General features: G+C 72.3%; 17 protein-coding genes. 9 read left to right on the top strand and 8 right to left on the bottom strand.

The genetic code is table 11. From position 1 onward, the window contains the following. Positions 1-36: 36 nt before the first annotated feature. From Van01_RS06030 to Van01_RS06020, 3 genes are all read right to left on the bottom strand, one after another. Positions 37-504 carry an Lrp/AsnC family transcriptional regulator gene (locus tag Van01_RS06030; RefSeq protein ID WP_204001539.1) on the bottom strand — a complete coding sequence of 156 codons (468 nt, stop codon included), beginning with the start codon at positions 502-504 and terminating at the stop codon, positions 37-39. An 86-nt stretch (positions 505-590) separates the two neighbouring features. Then, positions 591-1,733 (bottom strand): acyl-CoA dehydrogenase family protein, encoded by a 1,143-nt coding sequence (locus Van01_RS06025; RefSeq protein WP_204001537.1) that lies wholly within the window; start codon positions 1,731-1,733, stop codon positions 591-593. Then, positions 1,730-2,845 (bottom strand): M24 family metallopeptidase, encoded by a 1,116-nt coding sequence (locus Van01_RS06020; RefSeq protein ID WP_204001522.1) that lies wholly within the window; start codon positions 2,843-2,845, stop codon positions 1,730-1,732. The genes Van01_RS06025 and Van01_RS06020 overlap by 4 nt, the downstream gene beginning before the upstream one ends. A 106-nt stretch (positions 2,846-2,951) precedes the next feature. On the opposite strand from Van01_RS06020, the gene Van01_RS06015 reads away from it, so the two are divergent. Next, on the top strand, positions 2,952-3,248 hold the full coding sequence (locus Van01_RS06015) for a hypothetical protein (protein WP_239098887.1): 297 nt from the start codon (positions 2,952-2,954) through the stop codon (positions 3,246-3,248). Between the two features lie 13 nt (positions 3,249-3,261). Here Van01_RS06015 and Van01_RS06010 read toward each other — a convergent pair whose 3' ends face one another. After that, positions 3,262-3,642, bottom strand: a complete 381-nt coding sequence (locus Van01_RS06010) for a VOC family protein (RefSeq protein WP_204001519.1) — start codon at positions 3,640-3,642, stop codon at positions 3,262-3,264. 108 nt (positions 3,643-3,750) lie between these two features. Here Van01_RS06010 and Van01_RS06005 point away from each other — a divergent pair, with 108 nt between their 5' ends. Then, positions 3,751-4,659 (top strand): 5'-3' exonuclease, encoded by a 909-nt coding sequence (locus Van01_RS06005; protein WP_204002023.1) that lies wholly within the window; start codon positions 3,751-3,753, stop codon positions 4,657-4,659. Positions 4,660-4,699: 40 nt separating this feature from the next. Here the strand turns inward: Van01_RS06005 and Van01_RS06000 are convergent, their stop codons facing one another. The 4 genes from Van01_RS06000 to Van01_RS05985 form a co-directional block, all read right to left on the bottom strand. After that, positions 4,700-6,241 carry a COG1361 family protein gene (locus Van01_RS06000; protein ID WP_204001517.1) on the bottom strand — a complete coding sequence of 514 codons (1,542 nt, stop codon included), beginning with the start codon at positions 6,239-6,241 and terminating at the stop codon, positions 4,700-4,702. Between the two features lie 139 nt (positions 6,242-6,380). Then, the gene (locus tag Van01_RS05995) at positions 6,381-7,193 is read right to left on the bottom strand and encodes a sugar phosphate isomerase/epimerase family protein (RefSeq protein ID WP_239098886.1); all 813 of its coding nucleotides are present in this window, start codon (positions 7,191-7,193) and stop codon (positions 6,381-6,383) included. Further along, entirely contained in the window at positions 7,190-8,344 is a 1,155-nt protein-coding gene (locus Van01_RS05990; RefSeq protein WP_204001515.1) for a dihydrodipicolinate synthase family protein, read from the bottom strand. Before Van01_RS05990 ends, Van01_RS05995 begins: the two co-directional genes overlap by 4 nt. Before the next feature lie 76 nt (positions 8,345-8,420). Continuing rightward, entirely contained in the window at positions 8,421-9,572 is a 1,152-nt protein-coding gene (locus tag Van01_RS05985; protein ID WP_204001505.1) for a Gfo/Idh/MocA family protein, read from the bottom strand. A 302-nt stretch (positions 9,573-9,874) separates the two neighbouring features. Here Van01_RS05985 and Van01_RS05980 point away from each other — a divergent pair, with 302 nt between their 5' ends. From Van01_RS05980 to Van01_RS05950, 7 genes are all read left to right on the top strand, one after another. Then, a complete protein-coding gene (locus Van01_RS05980; protein ID WP_204002011.1) occupies positions 9,875-10,891 on the top strand; it encodes a LacI family DNA-binding transcriptional regulator in 1,017 nt (338 codons plus the stop codon). 127 nt (positions 10,892-11,018) lie between these two features. Continuing rightward, the gene (arfA, locus tag Van01_RS05975; RefSeq protein ID WP_204001502.1) at positions 11,019-12,548 is read left to right on the top strand and encodes an arabinosylfuranosidase ArfA; all 1,530 of its coding nucleotides are present in this window, start codon (positions 11,019-11,021) and stop codon (positions 12,546-12,548) included. Between the two features lie 32 nt (positions 12,549-12,580). Beyond that, positions 12,581-13,435, top strand: a complete 855-nt coding sequence (locus Van01_RS05970; protein WP_204001499.1) for a phosphotransferase family protein — start codon at positions 12,581-12,583, stop codon at positions 13,433-13,435. Then, a complete protein-coding gene (locus Van01_RS05965) occupies positions 13,422-13,796 on the top strand; it encodes a hypothetical protein (RefSeq protein WP_204001496.1) in 375 nt (124 codons plus the stop codon). The genes Van01_RS05970 and Van01_RS05965 overlap by 14 nt, the downstream gene beginning before the upstream one ends. A 27-nt stretch (positions 13,797-13,823) precedes the next feature. After that, positions 13,824-14,861: a hypothetical protein gene (locus Van01_RS05960; protein ID WP_204001493.1), complete on the top strand. Its 1,038-nt coding sequence runs from the start codon at positions 13,824-13,826 to the stop codon at positions 14,859-14,861. Then, the gene (locus tag Van01_RS05955; protein ID WP_204001480.1) at positions 14,846-17,551 is read left to right on the top strand and encodes a S9 family peptidase; all 2,706 of its coding nucleotides are present in this window, start codon (positions 14,846-14,848) and stop codon (positions 17,549-17,551) included. The genes Van01_RS05960 and Van01_RS05955 overlap by 16 nt, the downstream gene beginning before the upstream one ends. Positions 17,552-17,635: 84 nt before the next feature. Then, positions 17,636-18,673: a phosphotransferase family protein gene (locus Van01_RS05950; protein ID WP_204001478.1), complete on the top strand. Its 1,038-nt coding sequence runs from the start codon at positions 17,636-17,638 to the stop codon at positions 18,671-18,673. Positions 18,674-18,689 lie beyond the last annotated feature (16 nt).

The following is an 18,689-nucleotide window of genomic DNA, read 5'->3' as shown; positions in this document are numbered from 1 at the left end:
CGGCGCGGGCCGCCAGGTGGCCGGCGCAGAGACCGGTCAGCGGGGCGGACTCGTCGGGTCCCGCCCCACCTTCGGTGGCCGGTGCTCGTACGGGGTGGACAGCACGACAGTCGTCCGGGTGGTGACGTTCGCCGCCGTCCTGATCTCCTGGAGCACCCGTTCCAGGTCGACCGGACCGGCCACCCGCACCAGCAGCAGGTAGAAGTCCTCCCCCGCCACCGAGTAGCACGAGTCGATCTCCGGCAGGTGCGCCAGCCGTTCCGGCGCGTCGTCCGGCTGCGACGGATCGAACGGCCGGATCGCCACGAACGCCGTCAAGGGCAGGTCCAGTGCCTCGAAGGAGACCCGCGCGCCGTAGCCCTTGATCACCCCGCGCTGCTCCAGCCGACGCACCCGCTGATGCACCGCCGAGACCGACAGGCCGACCTTCTCCGCCAGATCCGTGTACGACAGCCGGCCGTCCGCGGTCAGCGCCACCACGATGGCGCGGTCGATCTCCTCCACGGCGTGCAACCTACCGGGTACGACCGGTCGACGCGACTGACAAACCCGCCCGCCGTCGCGTACGGCGGGCCGACGATCGTGTTCAGTCAGCCCTTGGCCAGGGCTCGGGAGATCACCAGCCGCTGGATCTGGTTGGTGCCCTCCACGATCTGCAGCACCTTCGCCTCCCGCAGGTACCGCTCGACCGGATGATCGGCAACGTAGCCCGCACCGCCGAGCACCTGCACCGCGTCGATTGTCACCCGCATCGCCACGTCCGTGGCGAACAACTTCGCCTTTGCCGCCTCGATCGAGTACGGCCGCCCGGCGTCGCGTAGCCGGGCCGCCGCCAGGGTCAACGCCCGGGCGGCGGCGATCTGGGTGGCCAGGTCCGCCAGGGTGAACCCGAGCCCCTGGAAGTCGATGATCGACCTACCGAACTGCTCGCGTTGTCGGGCGTAGTCCACCGCGTAGTCAAGCGCCGCCTGAGCCAGCCCTACCGCACAGGCCGCGATCCCCAACCGGCCGGAGTCCAGCGCCGACATGGCGATTGTGAAACCGGCCCCCTCGCCGCCGATCAGCCGGTCGGCCGGCACCCGGGCCTCGTCGAAGACGAGCTGCGCCACCGGGGACGAACGCAACCCCATGGTGCGCTCGGCGGCCTGCGGGTGGATGCCCGGCGTGGCGCGGTCGGCGAGCAGGCAGGAGATGCCCTTCGGGCCGGGCTCGCCGGTACGGCAGAAGATGTTGTAGAAGTCGGCCACCCGCGCGTGGGTGATCCACGCCTTGGTGCCGGTGACGACGTAGTCGTCACCGTCGCGCACCGCCCTGGTGGTCAGCGACGCGGCGTCCGAGCCGCCCTGCGGCTCCGACAGGCAGTACGCCCCGAGCAGCTCGCCGCCGATCATGTCGGGCAGCAGCTTGCGCTGTTCCTCGCTGCCGAAGGTGGCGACCGGGTGGCAGGACAGGGTGTGCACGCTCACCGCCTCGGCGACCGCGAGCCAGCGGCCGGCCAGGATCTCCAGCACCTGCAGATAGACCTCGTACGGCTGGGCGGCACCGCCGTACTCCTCCGGGTACGGCAGGCCGAGCAGCCCCGCCAGGCCAAGCGTGCGCAGCACCTCCCGGGGAAACTCGGCCCGCTGCTCGTACTCGACGACCTTCGGCGCGAGTTCCCGGTCGGCCAGCTCGGTGGTCAACTCCAGCAGGTCGCGAGCCTCGTCGGTGGGCAGGATCCGATCGACAGTCATAGCGCGATGAGCTCCGTGGGGGTGGTGTTGAGCCGTCGTACGCCGTCCGTCGTGCAGACGACGATGTCCTCGATCCGAGCGCCGTGCCGCCCGGCCAGGTAGATGCCCGGTTCGACGGAGAAGGCCATCCCCTCCGCCAGCAGCCGGTCGTTGCCGGCCACCACGTACGGCTCCTCGTGGCCGTCCAGACCGATGCCGTGGCCGGTGCGGTGCAGGAACGCGTCGCTGTAGCCGGCTGCGGTGATGGGCGCGCGGGCGGCGGCGTCGACGGCCTCGGCGCTCACCCCGGGGCGTACCGCCGCCACGGCGGCGCGCTGTGCCTCGTGCAGCACCGTGTAGTAGTCGAGGAACTCCGCAGGAGCGGTGCCACCGGCCAGATAGGTACGGGTGCAGTCGGAGCGGTAGCCCGAGGGCATGGTGCCGCCGATGTCCACCACGACCGGCTCACCCACGCCGATCGGCCGGTCGGAGGTGCCGTGGTGCGGGCTGGCGCCGTTCGGACCGGCGGCCACGATGACGAAGTCGACAGTGACATGGCCGGCCGCCCTGATCGCGGCGGCGATGTTGGCGGCCACCTCCGCCTCGGTCCGCCCCGGCCGCAGCCACTCCCCCATCCGGGCGTGCACCGCGTCGATCGCCGCGCCGGCCTCGGCCAGCGCCTCGATCTCCGCGGCCGACTTGTGCACGCGCAGCTCCCGCAGGACCGCCGAGGCGAGCCGCTGCCGGGCGTCGGGCAGCGCCGCCCGCAGCGCCAGCACCTGCTCCGCCCACATCCGGTCGGCCAGCCCCACCGCGCCCACCGGGCCGCCGAGGGCGGCGATCACCAGCGGGTACGGGTCTGATCCGTCGGCGTGGTCGACGATGCGTACCCCGGTGGCCGGCGCGGGCGACGCCTCGGCCGCCGGCCGTTCCAGGGTCGGCACGACAAGCGTCGGCTCGCCCTCTGCCGGCAGCACCAGCAGGGTCAGCCGTTCACCCGCGTGCGCGTCGTAACCGGTCAGATACCGCAGGTCGGAGCCGGGGCTGAGCAGCAGCGCGTCCAGTCCGGCGACGGCTACGGCACGCTGCGCGGCGGCCAGCCGCCCCGGCGGATACAACTCCTCGAACCCCACCCAGCTAGCTTAACGGTCGTTTGGGCCATCCGGCGCGGGGTGGTGCCGCGCCGTCGCGGCGGACCGGTCAGGAATCGAGAAGCACCAGCCGACCGCCGTCACTAGCTTGACCAGCGAGGTCACACCCGGCCGGGCGACCGCCCGACCGGTGCCGCTACTCGGCTGGGAGGTTTCGATGAGGTGGAACAACTGGATCCGGCAGATCCATCGGTGGCTGGCGATCGCGTTCACGGTGACAGTCATCGTCACCTTCGTCGCGCTAGGGCAGGACAACCCGGTCGAGTGGGTTGCCTACCTACCGCTGCTGCCGCTGGCCCTGCTGCTGTTCACCGGTCTGTACCTGTTCGTGCTGCCGTACGTCGTCAAGCGACGCGGCGGGCGAGCTACGGCCGGTGCGAGCTGACGGCACGACCGGGTCAGTCCGTCAGCCAGAGGCAGAACGGGTGGCCGTCCGGGTCCAGACAGACCCGGACGTCCTCCTGGGGCTGATAAGCGGCAAGCGTCGCGCCGCAGGCCAGCGCGTGCTCCACCGCGGCCGGCAGATCCTGCACCCCGATCTCCAGGTGCATCATCATCTGCTGCTGGCCGGCCACCGCTGGCCAGCTCGGCCGCACGTACGCCCGTTCCCGCTGGAAGGACAGCCCCACCCCGCCGTCGGGGGCACGCAGGATCACGTCGTCGGCCTCCTCGACGGCGATGTCCCAACCGAGCAGGCGCGCGTAGAAGCGGGCCAGCGCCGCCGGTTCGGGTGTGTCGAGGTTGACTGTGGTGAGCGCCAGCCGGGTCGGTGCGGTCATCAGGCCCTCCTTCGTCGCGCCGGCGGAAGGAACCCGCCGACATGCCGTACGCCGGGAACGTCGGTGCGGTGTGCCAGGCTGTCGGGCGTGACAGCGCAGACCCCGATCATGCTCATCGACTCGCCCAGTCTCTACTTCCGGGCGTACTTCGGCATCCCCGAATCCGCCGCGAAGACCGCCGACGGTCAGCCGGTGAACGCGGTGCGCGGGTTCCTCGACATGCTCGCCCACCTGGTGCGCACCCGGCAGCCAGGGCGGATGGTGTGCGCGATGGACCACGACTGGCGGCCGGACTGGCGGGTCGCGCTGCTGCCGTCGTACAAGGCGCACCGGGTGGCCCCCGAGGGCGGCGAGGTGGTGCCGGACACCCTCTCCCCCCAGGTGCCGATGATCCTGGACGTGCTCGACGCGCTGGGGGTGACGGTCGTCGGCGCGACCGGATACGAGGCGGACGACGTACTGGGCACCCTGTCGGTCACCCAGCCCGGGCCGGTGGAGGTGGTCTCCGGTGACCGGGACCTGTTCCAGCTGATCGACGACGCCCGGGGCGTGCGCCTGCTCTACATCGGGCGGGGGGTGGCCAAGCTGGAGGACTGCGACGACGCCGCCGTGCGGGCCCGCTACGGCGTGCCGGCCGACAGGTACGCCGAGTTCGCCGCGCTGCGCGGTGACCCGTCCGACGGGCTGCCCGGGGTGGCCGGCGTCGGCGAGAAGACCGCCGCCCGGCTGGTCGACAGGTACGGCGACATCGCCGGCATCCTCGCCGCCCTGGACGACCCGGCCGCCGGCTTCGCGCCCGGGCTGCGCGGCAAGCTCGACGCGGCCCGGGACTACCTGGCGGTGGCGCCGAAGGTGGTCCGGGTCGCCCTGGACGTACCCCTGCCACCGCTGACCACCGAGCTGCCGGTGTCGCCGGCCGATCCGGAACGACTGCTCGACCTGGCCGAGCGGTGGAACCTCGCCGGGTCCACCCGTCGGCTGGTCGACGCGCTGGCCACCCGCTCCGCGACGAGCTGACCCGACAGCACCGGGTCAGCTCGCACGGCGAACCGTCAGCTCACACGATGAACCGGATCCGGCCCCGCCGGGCCAGCAGGTAGCCGAGGGCACCGGCGACGATCAGCACGAGACCGATGCCGGCGATCAGGCCGGTCGAGGCACCGGTGATCGGCAGCGAACCGCCGCCACCGCCACCGCCGGAGATCTCCAGCTGGATCTTCGCGGTGTCGTTGGCGGGGTTCAGGTCCTTGACCGGGCCGTCGCCGTTGAAGGTGTGCAACCGGACCGTGCCGCCCTTGCCGCCGGCCCGGTCGATCCGCACGTCGAACTCGAAACTCAGCCGCTCACCACTGCTGATCGTGCCGCGCGCGAAACACACGTAGACCCGCGCGCCCGGCTTGCCGGGCCGCCACTCGTCCTCATCCTGGTCGACACAGGACTGCGGGGCGGTGACCGCTGTGACATGTGCGGGCAGGGTCACGATGGCCTCGACGTTGAGACCCTGCTGGCCGTTGGGGCCGGCGCTGGCCGGGCCGTTGTTGAGGTAGCCGACCCGCATCGCGACGGTGTCGCCGACCGCTCCGGTGACGGTGGTCCCCTCGGCGGCCACGTCGCCACGCTGGTCGCCGTCGACGGTGAGCGTGATCCGGGTTTCGTTGTCGTGCGGGTTGGTGTCGGTCTGCCCGAGCGCGCGGGCCTGGGTACCGCCGACCGGCACCAGCGTCAGCGCCTCGTCGTCGCCCTTCGGGCCGAGCGGCCCGGTCGAGCCCAACCCGGGACGGAACGCCGCCCAGTCGGCAGGGGTGAACCAGACCGCGTTGCTGAGGTGCCGGTTCGGCGCCCAACTGTCGGCCGGTACCGTTCCGCCGAACGTCGGGTCCACCCGCAGCGACTCACCGGGCTCCAGGGAATTGTCGAACGTGCAGGCGAAGCTGCTGTCGTCGAGGTCAAGGTCGCTGTACTCGCAGTTCTCGTACCGCTTCGACGGGGTGAACCCGTAGGAGCCGGACAGGTACAGCACCAACCCGCGCGCGGTCTTCGTGCCCCGGTTCAGCACCGTCAGCGGTACCTCGACCCGGCCACCCAGGCTGCTCTCCAGCGTCAACTCCGGCTCGGCGGCGAGGTCGACCCCTTCACCGATGGTGACGGTGGACCGGTAGGTCCCGGTGGTGCCGTCGGGCGTGGTGAGGGTGAACACCAGTTCCCCCTGCTGGCCCGGCTGCGCGTCCGCCCCCGCCCGGACGGCCAGGCTGAGCAGTTCCGAACCCCAGTCACTGTCGATCGTCACCGCGCAGTCGAGGACCGCACCCTCAGTCGTGCACACGTCCGGGTCCAAGCCCTGCTCGACGGTGGCGAAGTCCGTGACGGCGCTGCGGTCGACCCGCACGCGGTAGGTGCCGACCGGCCGCTCGCTGGGATAGCCGAGCAGGCTGAGCGCGACGAACTTCTGCGGCCCGTCGGTGGCGACGACGACGTTGTTGACGCTCGCCAGGGCGGTCCCGGCCGGCGCTGCGGCGGCCGGCGCGCCGAGGGCCACAGTGACGAGCACGCCGACGACGGCCACGCCGGCAAGCCACCGACGAACAGGATGAGTCTGCATGGCGGATCCCTCAGGAACATGGTGATACCACGACGGGAGCTGAGCCGGGTAAGACTCTCATGGATGCCGGGTCACCGGAAGCAGGCACCCACCGTCCGGCTCCTCCCGGCGCGGCTGGTCGGCCCGCACGGCCACCGGGTCAGGTGACCTCGCGGAGGTAACCGTCGATGGCGGCGGCCAGGATCTGCTCGCCGGGACGTGCCCACACCTCGGCGTTGAAGACCTCCACCTCGATCGGGCCGGCGTAGCCGGCCGCGTCCACCGCCTCGCGCAGCCGGCGCAGCTCGATGCAGCCGTCACCGGGCAGCGCCCGGCCGAGCAGCACCCCCTCCGGCAGCGGGGTGACCCAGTCGCAGACCTGGAACGCGGCGATCCAGTCCCCCGCGCGGGCGATCTGGTCGTGGACGGTGTCGTCCCACCACACGTGGTACGCGTCCACCACCACGCCGACCACGCCCGGGTCGAACCGCTCGGCGATGTCGAGCGCCTGACCGAGGGTGGCGATGACGCACCTGTCGGCGGCGAACATCGGGTGCAGCGGTTCGATGGCCAGGGTCACCCCGGCGGCGTCGGCGTGCGGGGCGAGTTCGGCTATCGCGTCGGCCACCCGGGCGCGGGCACCGTCGATGTCCTTGCTGCCCGGCGGCAGGCCGCCGGAGACCAGGACCAGCACCGGCGCGCCGAGCGTGGCCGCCTCGTCGATGGCGCGCAGGTTCTGCTCCCGCCAGTCGTCGGCGGTGAAGAACCCGCCCCGGCACAGCGTGGTGACCGCCAGCCCGGCGTCGCGGACCAGCTTCGCGGCGCGACCGAGACCGTACTCGGCTACCGGTTCCCGCCACAGGCCGATGCCCGGTACCCCGGCGGCGGCGCAGCCGGCGACCACGTCGGGCAGCGGCCAGTGCTGGGCGGTGGCCTGGTTGAACGAGAACCGGCGCAGGGCCGCCCGGCTCACTGGGTCACCCCGGCCACTGTGAAGAAGGCCCGGGCCCGGGCGGCGGCCTGCTCGGCGTCGGGCAGCAGGCCGGCGGCGTCGGCGAGGGTGAGCAGGGTACCCAGGTGTTCCGGTGAGCGGCCGGACTGCAACCCGCCGACCATGGTGAAGTGCTCCTGGTGCCCGGCCAGCCAGGCCAGGAACACGATGCCGGTCTTGTAGTACCAGGTGGGCGCGGCGAACAGGTGTCGGGCCAGTGGCACGGTCGGGGCGAAGATCTCGTCGTACGCCTCGAGGTCTCTGCGGTCCAGGGCGGCGAACGCGGCCGACGCGGCCGGCGCGATGGCGGCGAAGACCCCGAGCAGCGCGTCGGAGTGGCCGGCCTCGTCACCCCGGATCAGTTCCGGGTAATGGAAGTCGTCGCCGGTGTAGAGCCGGACGCCGGCCGGCAGCCGGCGACGCAACGCCACCTCACGTCCGGCGTCGAGCAGCGACACCTTGATGCCGTCCACCCGGGACGCGTGGGTCTTGAGCAGCTCGACGACGGTGTCGGCGGCCAGGTCCAGGTCGGCGGTACCCCAGTAACCGGTGAGCGCCGGGTCGAACATCGGACCGAGCCAGTGCAGCACCACCGGCCGGTCGGCGGCGTGCAGCAGTTCGTCGTACACCCGCAGGTAGTCCTCGGGGCCACGGGCGGCGGCGGCCAGGTGCCGGCTGCACATCAGCACCGGCACCGCCCCGGTCGCCTGCACGTCGTCGAGCTGCTCCCGGTAGGCGGCGGTGACCTCGGTGAGCGTCGCCGGGCCGGGTGGCAGCTGGTCGGTGGCGGCCCCGGCGACGATCCGCCCACCGACGGCCCGGGCCTCCGCCGCGCTGCGGCGGATCAGTTCCCGGGTGGCGGGGTAGTCCAGGCCCATGCCGCGCTGCGCGGTGTCCATCGCCTCGGCCACCCCCAGCCCGTAGGACCAGAGGTGCCGGCGGAAGGCGAGGGTACGGTCCCAGTCCAGGACAGCCGGGGCACCCGGGGTGTTGTCCGCGGTCGGGTCGGCCACCACGTGCGCTGCGGCGTACGCGACGCGGCAGTTCGGCGGCGCGTCCGGGCGGGGATGCCCGGTGCCGCCGGAGAGCCGCACCCGGCGGCCGCCGGGCACTGTCACCTCGGTGCCGCTCACGCCGCCACCTCGCTCCGCTCGCCGGCGGCGCGAGGCGCCGCGCTACCGAGCCTGCTGGTTCGCTCGCTTCGCTCGCTCACAGGGCCAGCTCCGGCACCTCGACGCGGCGACCCTCGCGGGCCGACAGCAGGCCCAGCTCGGCGAGCTGCACGCCACGCGCGCCGGCCAGGAAGTCCCACGGGAACGGCTCACCGGTGGCGACGTGCCGCAGGAACGCCTCCCACTGCACCTTGAAGCCGTTGTCGAAGTCCTCGTTGTCCGGCACCTCCGTCCACTGCGAACGAAAGTCCTCCGTGGCGGGCAGATCCGGGTTCCAGACCGGCTTGGGGGTGACCGCCCGGTGTTGCACCCGACAGCGCCGCAGCCCGGCGACCGCGCTGCCCTCGGTGCCGTCGACCTGGAACTCGACAAGCTCGTCCCGGTACACCCGGACACACCAGGACGAGTTGAGCTGGGCGATGACGCCACCGGCCAACTCGAAGATGCCGTAGGCGGCGTCGTCGGCGGTGGCCTCGTAGGGCCGTCCGGCCTCGTCGACCCGGCGTGGAATGTGCGTGGCGATGGTGGCGGAGACGGCGCGTACCTCGCCGAACAGTTCCGCGAGCACGTAGTGCCAGTGCGGGAACATGTCCACCACGATGCCGCCGCCGTCGGCGCTCCGGTAGTTCCACGACGGGCGCTGCGCGGGCTGCCAGTCGCCTTCGAAAACCCAGTAGCCGAACTCGCCGCGTACCGACAGCACCTGGCCGAAGAAGCCGCCGTCGAGCAGCCGCTTGAGCTTGCGCAGCCCCGGCAGGAAGAGCTTGTCCTGCACCACACCGGTGCGTACGCCGGCGGACCGGGCGGCGCGCGCCAGGTCCAGGGCGGCGGCGGTGTCCTCGGCGAGGGGCTTCTCGGTGTAGATGTGCTTGCCCGCCTCGATGGCCCATCGGATGGCCTTCTCCCGCTGCTGGGTCACCTGCGCGTCGAAGTAGATCTGGACGTCGTCGCGGGCCAGCGCGGCGGTCAGGTCGGTGGTCCAGTCGTCGAGGCCGTGTCGTTCGGCGATCTCGCGCAGCTTGGCCTCGCTGCGGCCGACGAGGACGAGATGCGGCCAGACGGTGGTGCCGTCGGCCAGCGGCACGCCACCGGCGGAACGGATGGCCAGCAGGGAGCGCACCAGATGCTGCCGGTATCCCATCCGGCCGGTCACGCCGTTCACGATGATGCCGATCGACCTGCGGGTCATGGGGGTCCTTCCGTCGTACGCGCCCGAACCGGTCAGGTAAGCGCTTTCCTGCAAGACTAGGCGGTGCCCTGACAGCCAGGCAAGGGCTTACCTGGCTGCGGAACTTTCGGCCGCCGAGGTCCTGGCCTCGCGCCGGGAACGCGAACAAACCGCTGGCCACCGCGCACGCCGGACGTCGGGTGGATCGAACCCGAGCTGCGTCTTTGACCTGCGTTTACCGCGGAACGGAAAAGGACCCTCACTGCGGTACGGTGTCGCTGGTCGCCACGGCAGCGGCCGGCGCGACGCGTGAGGGGGCGGGTGTGGCGACGCTGTCCGATGTGGCCCGGCGGGCCGGGGTCTCACCCGCCACGGCCTCCCGCGTGATCAACGGCAGCAGCAAGCCGGTCACCGAGGAGTTGCGCGAACGGGTGCTGCGGGCCGTCGCCGAGTTGCAGTACGTGCCCAACGCGCACGCCCAACTGCTGGCCAGGTCGCACCGCGGCGCCGTCGGGGTGATCGTCCATGACGTCTCCGACCCGTACTTCTCGGAGATCACCCGGGGCCTGCAACGGGTCGCCACCGACCAGGGCCGCCTGCTGATGATCTGCAACAGCTACCGCGACCCGGAGCGCGAGCTGGAGTACGTGGAACTGCTGCGCGGCCAGCAGGTGGCCGCCATCATCCTGGCCGGCTCCGGCTACCACGACGCCGACTTCACCCGGCTGCTCAACGGCAAGCTCGCCGCGTACGAGGCCACCGGGGGGCGGGTGGCGGTGATCGGCCGCCACGAGCACTCCGGTGACGCGGTGATGCCGGACAACCGGGGCGGCGCCGAACTTCTCGGCCGTGAGCTGTGCCGCCTCGGCCACGAACGCATCGGCGTGGTGGCCGGCCCCCGGGTGCTGACCACCACGACCGACCGGCTCACCGGGCTCCGCGCGGCGCTCGCCGAGCACGGGCGGGACCTGCCGGAACACCGCATCCGGTACGCCGACTTCGACCGCGACGGCGGTACCGAGGCCACCGCCGCCCTGCTCGACGCGGAGCCCGGGCTGACCGCGATCGCGGCGCTCAACGACTCGATGGCCATCGGCGCGCTGGCGCTGCTGCGCGCCCGCGCGGTGCCGGTGCCACAGCAGGTGAGCGTCTTCGGCTTCGACGACATGCCGGTGGCCCGCGACGTCACCCCGGCGCTTACCACCGTCCGGCTGCCCCTTGTCGAGATGGGCGCCCGGGCGATGGCCCTGGCTCTCGACCCCGGCGCCGCCAAGCCTCGGATCGAGTCGCTCGCCGCGGACCTGATCCGCAGAGACAGCTCCGGACCCGCCCCGAGGTGACGCGTCGCGGCCCCCGCCGCCGGCCGGGCACGTCGCGGACCGACGCGCTGCGATGTCAAGCTGCCCGTCGAGGGCTCGTCTACCGTCGCCGAAAACGTTATCGTAGGTGATCATCGTTAGGAGCCCCATGCCCCGCGCGCACCTCACCCTGAACCCGGCCTTCACCGTCGGGCCGGTCCGTCGACGACTCTTCGGCGGTTTCGTCGAGCACCTCGGCCGCCACATCTACGACGGCATCCACGAGCCGGGACACCCCACCGCCGGGCCTGACGGTTTCCGGCGCGACGTGGTCGAGCTGGTCAAGGAGCTCGGGGTCAGCACGGTCCGGTACCCGGGCGGCAACTTCGTCTCCGGCTACAACTGGGAGGACGGCGTCGGGCCGGTGGCCGAGCGGCCGAGTCGGCTCGATCTCGCCTGGCACTCCACCGAGACCAACCAGGTCGGCCTGCACGAGTTTCAACACTGGCTCGACCTGGTCGGCAGTGAGCTGATGCTGGCCGTCAACCTCGGCACCCGGGGCCCGAAGGAAGCCGTCGAGCTGCTGGAGTACACGAACCTGCCGGCCGGCACCGCCCGCGCCGCGCAACGGGCCGCAAACGGCCGCGAGGAACCGTTCCGGATCGCCATGTGGTGCCTGGGCAACGAGATGGACGGGCCCTGGCAGCTCGGCCACCGCGACGCCACCGACTACGGCAAGCTCGCGGCGATGACGGCGAAGGCCATGCGGCAGGTGGACCGGGAACTGGAGCTGGTCGCCTGCGGGTCGTCCGGCCGCGGCATGCCGACCTTCGGTGAGTGGGAACGCGTCGTGCTGACGCACGCGTACGACGACGTCGACTACATCTCCTGCCACGCGTACTACCAGGAACACGACGGTGATCTCGCGAGCTTCCTCGCCTCCGGGGTCGACATGGACGCCTACATCGAGTCGGTGGTCGCCACCGTCGACCACGTCCGCACGGTGAAGCGCTCGGCCAAGCGGGTGGATCTCGCGTTCGACGAGTGGAACATCTGGTACATGAGCCGGTGGCAGGAGCAGGCCCGCACGTTCAGCATCGACGAGTGGCCGGTGGCGCCACGCCTGCTGGAGGACCGGTACACCGTGGCCGACGCCGTGGTCCTCGGCGGCCTGCTGATCTCCCTGCTCAACCACGCCGACCGGGTCACCTCGGCGAACCTCGCGCAGCTCGTCAACGTGATCGCACCGATCATGACCGAGCCCGGTGGGCCGGCCTGGCGGCAGACCACGTTCTTCCCGTTCTCGGTGACCTCGCGCACCGCCCGGGGCGACGCGCTGCGGGTCCTGGTCGACGCCGACGAGACGCCCACCGCGACCTTCGGCTCGGTGCCGGTGGTCGCCGCCGCCGCGACCTGTGCAGGGCCCGCGATCTCGGTGTTCCTGCAGAATCGACACCTCACCGAGGCGACGACGGTGACCATCGACCTGCGCGCCTTCCAGCCGACCGGTGCGGTCTCAGCCCAGGGCATCTGGGACACCGACGTACGCGCGGCCAACGACCTGCGCGACCCGCACCGGGTCGGACTGCGGAACAACGACACCGCGCGGCTCTCCGACGGTCTGCTCACCGTCGAGCTGCCGCCCGTGTCGTGGACCGCGCTGACGATCCCGCAGGCAACCCCGTCCGGCGAGTCCTGACCGTACCCACGGGCGGTTCGTATCCTTTCGCGGTGACCTCGGCCCTCGGGAACCTCACCCGCCAGCAGCGGACGCTGCTGGGGCGGTGGCTTCCCGGGGCGAGCGTCGAGGCCGATCACAGCTGGGGGTTGGTGGCCACCACCGTCCTCGAGGTGACCTGCGCGGGTGCGCGGTTCATCGTCAAGGCCGGCGGCGACGACGACCACGGCATCCGGCGTGAACTGGACGCCCATGCCAACTGGTTGCGGCCCTGGACGGATCGGAATCGCGCGCCGACCCTCGTGCGCGGTGACGTGGACGCGAAGCTGCTCGTCACCCGCTACCTGCCCGGTCGGTTGGTGCTCGGCAGCGAGCACGCCGAGGGTCCCCGCCTCTACCGGCAGGCCGGCGAGCTGCTGGCATTGCTGCACGCCCAACTCGCCGTCACCGACGACGACCACGAGCGACGCGAGAACGAGAGGGCGTTGGCCTGGCTGGTCCGACCACACCGGATCGCCCCGCACACCGTACGGCGGCTCCAGGCCGAAATAGCCTCCTGGCCGACCCCGTCCGCGTCCCTGGTACCCACCCACGGGGACTGGCAGCCCCGGAACTGGCTGGTCCACGACGGCGTGGTGAGCGTCATCGACTTCGGCCGCGCGGCGATGCGCCAGGCATTCACCGACTTCGGCCGGCTGGCCGCCCAGGACTTCCGCCGCGATCCGACGCTTGAGGCAGCGTTTCTCGACGGGTACGGGCCCGACCCGCGTGAGCCCGAGGCGTGGCACCGTACCCGGGTCCGCGAGGCGATCGGCACCGCGGCGTGGGCGTACCGGGTGGGCGACGAGGCCTTCGAGGCCCAGGGCCACCGCATGATCGCCGAGGCGCTCGCGAATGTCCGGCGCTGACCAGAACGAGCAGGTCTTCGTCCGGCGGAGGCTGTGGCATCGCGATGCGATCATCGGTGCCATGCGCAAGATTGCCGTGACGATGGCCGTGGTCGTGCTGGTGTCGGGGTGCACCGGCGGACCGGCCGGCACGGACATCTCGGTCCCCTCCGTGACAACCGCCGGCGGATTCCCCGAAGCCGTCGGCACCAGCCCGCCGGCACCAAGCTGGCGACTGGCCACGCTGCCGGAGCTGGCCGGGCCCACGAGCGTGCTGTGGGACGTGGTGTCGGTGGACGCCAGGCACGCGTGGGCCGTCGGTAGCGAGGCTTACTCGCCCGACCGGCCGAACGACACCGGCACCCCGTTGGTCCTTCGGTAGGACGGAACGAACTGGACACGAGCGGCCGTGCCGGCGACCTCCTGGCACGGCCGGCTCGACCTCGTCGCGGCCGACTCGCCGTCGAATGTCTGGGTGGTCGGCAGCACGGCCGCCGCCAGCCCGGAGGAGCAGGTGACGCACGTCCTGCACTACGACGGCAGCGCCTGGCGCGAGGTGCCGTTCGCGCGGGGCGACGGCGGAGGCCACGCACTGATCACCGGGCTCACCGTCCTCGGCGGACAGACCTGGTTGGTGGGCAACGACCTCAGCAGTGTGATCATCGAGCAGTGGGACGGACGATCCTGGCGGTCGCACCAGCCGCCCGCCGATTGCCGCACCGGCGGCACATCCTTCGGTGGGATGCCGAACTTCTGCACCTTCACCGCGATCAAGGCCTTCGGCCCGGACAACGTCTGGGCTGCGGGCAACGGCGCGTGGCAGGGATTCAAGGGCCCGTTGCTCTTCCACTGGAACGGCTCAGCCTGGCGCACGGTCCAGGTTGGCGTCGACGAGGAGGAGTCCTCCTTCGGCGCGCTCGCGGGTCCCTCGTCCGGCGAACTGTGGGCGGTGGGCGACGGTGGGTTGGCCGTGCGCGCGAGCGGTGGATCGTTCGAACTGCTCAGGTACGGGCAAGGTGGCGCGCTGCCCGACGTGGTCACCGACCATGCCGGACAGCCGTGGCTGATCGACAACTCGCCGGCGCCGAGCGCTTCGCTCGTCACGTACCGGACGGGCGGGTGGGCCGGCGTCGCGGCGCCGAAGCCGCCGGACGCGGTCGGTCTGAGCCTGCACGGGATCGCCGGGACCCCGGACAGCTCCCTGATGTTCGCGGTGGGCGCGGCGGATCTCCCACCACCCCGCGCTACCTGCGGGGGGTCGTGCTCGAGTACGTGCCGGACGCGTCGACCGGAGCACGCCACTGACGTTCCCAGAAACACCTCGGTCGGCGGTCAGCGCGGCCAGCGTCCCGCCGGAGAGCCAGGCGCTGGACACATCGCGGAAACCCGGCAGGCCACCGCGTGTTGCACGGCTGGGATAGGCGTGATCGCATGCGTAGATATCTAATGGCGGCCACGCTAACCGTCGCTCTGGTGGCCGGGGCTGCCGGGCCGGCGACTGCCGCCCCGCCCGCGAGCCCCACGCCGGGGTCGGTGAGCGAGGGCTGGTCGACGGCCGGCGGGGAGTTGACCTGGCGCTCGGACAAACGGGTGCCGATCGGTGACGCCGCCGTCGAGTTCTGGTCCGACGACCGGCGTCTCGGGCCCGCCCGCCCGCACCCGGACGGCCGGACCTTCAGCCTCGCCCTGGACGGTCCCGCCCCGCTCGGCGAACTGACGGTCCGCGCGGGGGGCAGGAGGATAGACGAGGACGTCCCGCCCGCCACCCGCCGAGCCGCGCCCCCGGTCGTCGCGCCACCGGGCAGGCAGCCGGCCGCCGCCGTGGATCCCGGCGTCGCCGGTCCCTATCGGCAGGTGACCGGGGAGTACGCCCTGCCCGACGTGAAGCTGCCGGAGTTCCCGGAGAAGGTCGAGATGCGCGCCGTCGTGGTCGCGCCGGTGGGCGCCTCCGGCGTCCGACCGCTCGCGCTGTTCCTGCACGGCCGGCACGCCTTCTGCTATCGCGGCGACGAGTACGGTCCCCAGCAGTGGCCCTGCCCGGCCGACGCCGAACCGATCCCGAGTCACCGCGGCTACCTTCAGGCGCAGCGGCTGCTCGCCTCGCAGGGCTACCTGACCGTGTCGATCTCGGCCAACGGGATCAACGGCCAGGACTGGGCGGCCGAGGATGGCGGTGCCCAGGCCCGCTCCGACCTGGTCCGGCTGCACCTCGCGAAGTGGGCCGACTGGACCGGCGCCGGTCGGGCCGGCGCGCCGGGAATCGTCCGCGCCGCACCGCGCGCCGACCTGTCCCGCGTCTTCCTGGTCGGTCACTCCCGGGGCGGTGAGGGCGTCAGCCGGGCGGCGATGGACTCACTGACGCCGCCACCGGCAAGCCGGGACGGCTATCCGGGCCGGGTCCGCTGGACCATCCGGGGCATGCTGCTGATCGGCCCTACCCTCTTCGGGCACAACCCGGTGCCGGACGTCCCGGCGGTGACGATCCTGCCCGGCTGCGACGGCGACGTTTACGACCAGCAGGGCCAGCTCTTCGTCGACGAGACCCGTGACATCGGCGACAGCCGGGCGCTGCGCAGCGCGCTCTACATGATCGGCGCCAACCACAACTTCTTCAACACCGAGTGGACCCCCGGCCAGTCGGTGGCTCCGTCGAACGACGACTTCGCCACGGTCGGCGGCCCTGATCCCGTCTGTTCCCCGGGCACTGCGACCCGGCTCACCGCTACCCAGCAGCAGACCGCCGGTGCCACGTACATCGCCGCCGCCGCGCGGCTGTTCGTCGCCGGCGACGACCGGGTCCGCCCACTGCTGGACGGCAGCGGCCGGCGTGCCCCCTCGGCCGACCCGGCCCGGGTGCTCAGTCACGCGCTGGGCGGAAACCGCACGCCGTTGCTCACGCCGGACCCGTCGACGCGACTGTCCGGCGGGGCCCGGATCTGTGACCAGGTGAGTGACGACCCGGAACGGTCCTGCCTCGACCCGGAGGATCCCAACGCGCTCCTGGCGCATTTCGTGCCGTTCCTCTGGACCGTGCCCGAACCCGACAGGTACGCGGCGGCGCTGAGGTGGTCCGCCGCCGGCCGGCCGATCCGGCTGTCACCGGCCCGCCCGGTCGCCGTCGCCGGTGCCCGGGATCTGGCCCTGCGCGTGATCGTCCCACCGAACACCACCGACACCAGGTTCGACGTCGCGGTGATCGGCCCGGACGGCCGGCGCAGCCGGTTGGGCGCGGTCCGGGTCGACGGGCTGCCCGGGACGGAGTACACGACCTCGTACTGGGCGCAGGAGGTGCGGGTGCCGCTCAGGGGCGCACCAGCACGTATTACCGCCATCGAGATCACCCCGCGTACCGCTGACGGTAGGGCGTGGCTGCTCGACGCGTGGGCCTGGCGACCGGGCACGCCGCCTACCCGCGCTTCCGCTCCATCCCGGGTGGACATCGGTGCCCTGGAGGTGCAGGAGGGCGACTCGGGCACGAAGACGTACGAGACTCCGGTCTCGGTGACCGGCGGTGGCGGTGGCACGGTGCGGCTGTACGTCACCGACGACCTGGGCAACAGCCGCTCCTGGCTGGCCACTGTCCGACCCGGCCAGCGCAGCATCCGGATCCCCGTCGAGGTGGTCGGTGACACGGTGTGGAACTACACCGAGCAGCACACGTTGGCCGCCAAGGCGGAGCGGGGCCTCGTCGTCGGCGGCTACGTCGGTGGACTCGCCGTGCTCAACGACGACCCGGTGCCGGCCATCGACGTCGAGTCCACGTCGGTCCGGGCCGCCGAGGGTGAGCTGCTCACCTGGCGCTTCACCTCGTCCGCGCCGACCGAGGTAGGCATCTTCGCGTACGCTCTGCCGCAGGTTCCCGCCGACCGGCCGGAGCTGTCCACCACGGACGTCGACCCGGAGTGGTTCACCATGTTCACGGGGGGCGATCCGGTAGAGCCGTCACGGCCGCTGTCGCAGACCTGGCTCGCAACGTCCGTGTTCATCCCGCCGGACGCGGCCACCGGCGACATCTCCGTACCGACGATCATCGACTCGATCGACGAGCCCGACGAGTGGATCGAGCTACAGGTCTACAACCCCTCGGCCGGGCCGGTGCCGGAGGTGGTGCTGACCGGGGTGGTGACCAACGGCTGACCCGTACGCTCCGCCGGCCGCGAACCCGGTGCGGCCGGCGGCACGGGACGGACAGCCGAGGGGGCTGCCGCCTACGCTGGCCGGGTGGCACCGGTCAGTCCGACGCAACGGGTCCTCTCCCCCGACGACGTGGTCGACTTCGTACGGTCGTCCTTCGGCCCGGACCGTCGAGTGGCCGACTGCGGGCCGTTGTCCGGTGGCGGCTTCGCCGCCGTGTGGTGGGTCCGCCTCGACGGCGAACGGCCGGGTGCGGGCCGCCCGCAGACCGGTCACCGGGACGTGGTGCTGAAGGTCGCCCCGCCGGCCACCGCCCGGCTGCTGCGCTACGAGACCGACCTGCTCGCCGCCGAGGCCCGCTACTTCCGGCTGGTCGCCGAGCGGGCACCGCAGGTGCCGGTGCCGCCGGTGCTGCACCACGGCTACGACCGGCAACTCGGTGAGTGGCTGGTCACCGGACGGCTGCCCGGCCGGGTCCTGCCCGATCTGGACGGTGACGACGGGCCGGTCCGCGCCGACCTGGGCGCGGCGACGGCCGCCCTGCACCGGATCACCGGCGACAGGTTCGGCTACGACGCCGGCCGTACCGGCGGAGCGACCTGGTCGGCCGCGTTCGCCGCGATCATCGACGACCTGCTCGCCGACGCGGCCGACTGGGAGGTGGCGCTGCCCGCGCCGCCGGAGCGGTTCCGGGCGCTGGTGGCCCGGCACCGCGAAGTGCTCGACACGGTCCGTCGGCCGGCGCTGCTGCACTTCGACTGCTGGGACGGCAACGTGCTCGCCGACCGGGACGCCGACGGGGCGTACCGGATGTGCGGCCTGGTCGACGGCGAGCGGTTCCTCTACGGGGATCCGCTGCTCGATCTGGTCTCTCCGCTGCTGTTCCGCCGCGCCGAGGACGAACCGACGCATCCGTTCCTGCGCGGGTACGCCGAGGCCACCGGGGAGCCGCTGGTCTTCGACGACGGGGTCCGCCGCCGGCTGACGCTGTACCGGATGCACCTGCACCTGCTGATGACCGTGGAGATGCCCAGCCGGGGCATCACGCCGGAGAACGACCCCGGCCGGCACAACCTGCTGGCCGAGTTGCTCGATCGTGACCTGACCGAGCTGGCCGCGGACTGAGCCGGCGGCCTGCGGA

This window comes from Micromonospora andamanensis (assembly GCF_016863495.1).
GTDB classification, from domain to species: Bacteria; Actinomycetota; Actinomycetes; order Mycobacteriales; family Micromonosporaceae; genus Micromonospora; species Micromonospora andamanensis.
The sequence above is the reverse complement of the archived record's forward strand: the minus strand, read 5'-3'. Positions and strand labels throughout refer to the sequence as shown.

What these genes read in the sequence shown, in the direction of transcription:
- Van01_RS06025 (WP_204001537.1), bottom strand. Translation starts at nt 1,733, where the DNA reads ATGACTGTCGATCGGATCCTGCCCACCGACGAGGCTCGCGACCTGCTG.
- Van01_RS06010 (WP_204001519.1), bottom strand. Translation starts at nt 3,642, where the DNA reads ATGACCGCACCGACCCGGCTGGCGCTCACCACAGTCAACCTCGACACA.
- Van01_RS06005 (WP_204002023.1), top strand. Translation starts at nt 3,751, where the DNA reads ATGCTCATCGACTCGCCCAGTCTCTACTTCCGGGCGTACTTCGGCATC.
- Van01_RS06000 (WP_204001517.1), bottom strand. Translation starts at nt 6,241, where the DNA reads ATGCAGACTCATCCTGTTCGTCGGTGGCTTGCCGGCGTGGCCGTCGTC.
- Van01_RS05985 (WP_204001505.1), bottom strand. Translation starts at nt 9,572, where the DNA reads ATGACCCGCAGGTCGATCGGCATCATCGTGAACGGCGTGACCGGCCGG.
- arfA (WP_204001502.1), top strand. Translation starts at nt 11,019, where the DNA reads ATGCCCCGCGCGCACCTCACCCTGAACCCGGCCTTCACCGTCGGGCCG.
- Van01_RS05965 (WP_204001496.1), top strand. Translation starts at nt 13,422, where the DNA reads ATGTCCGGCGCTGACCAGAACGAGCAGGTCTTCGTCCGGCGGAGGCTG.
- Van01_RS05955 (WP_204001480.1), top strand. Translation starts at nt 14,846, where the DNA reads ATGCGTAGATATCTAATGGCGGCCACGCTAACCGTCGCTCTGGTGGCC.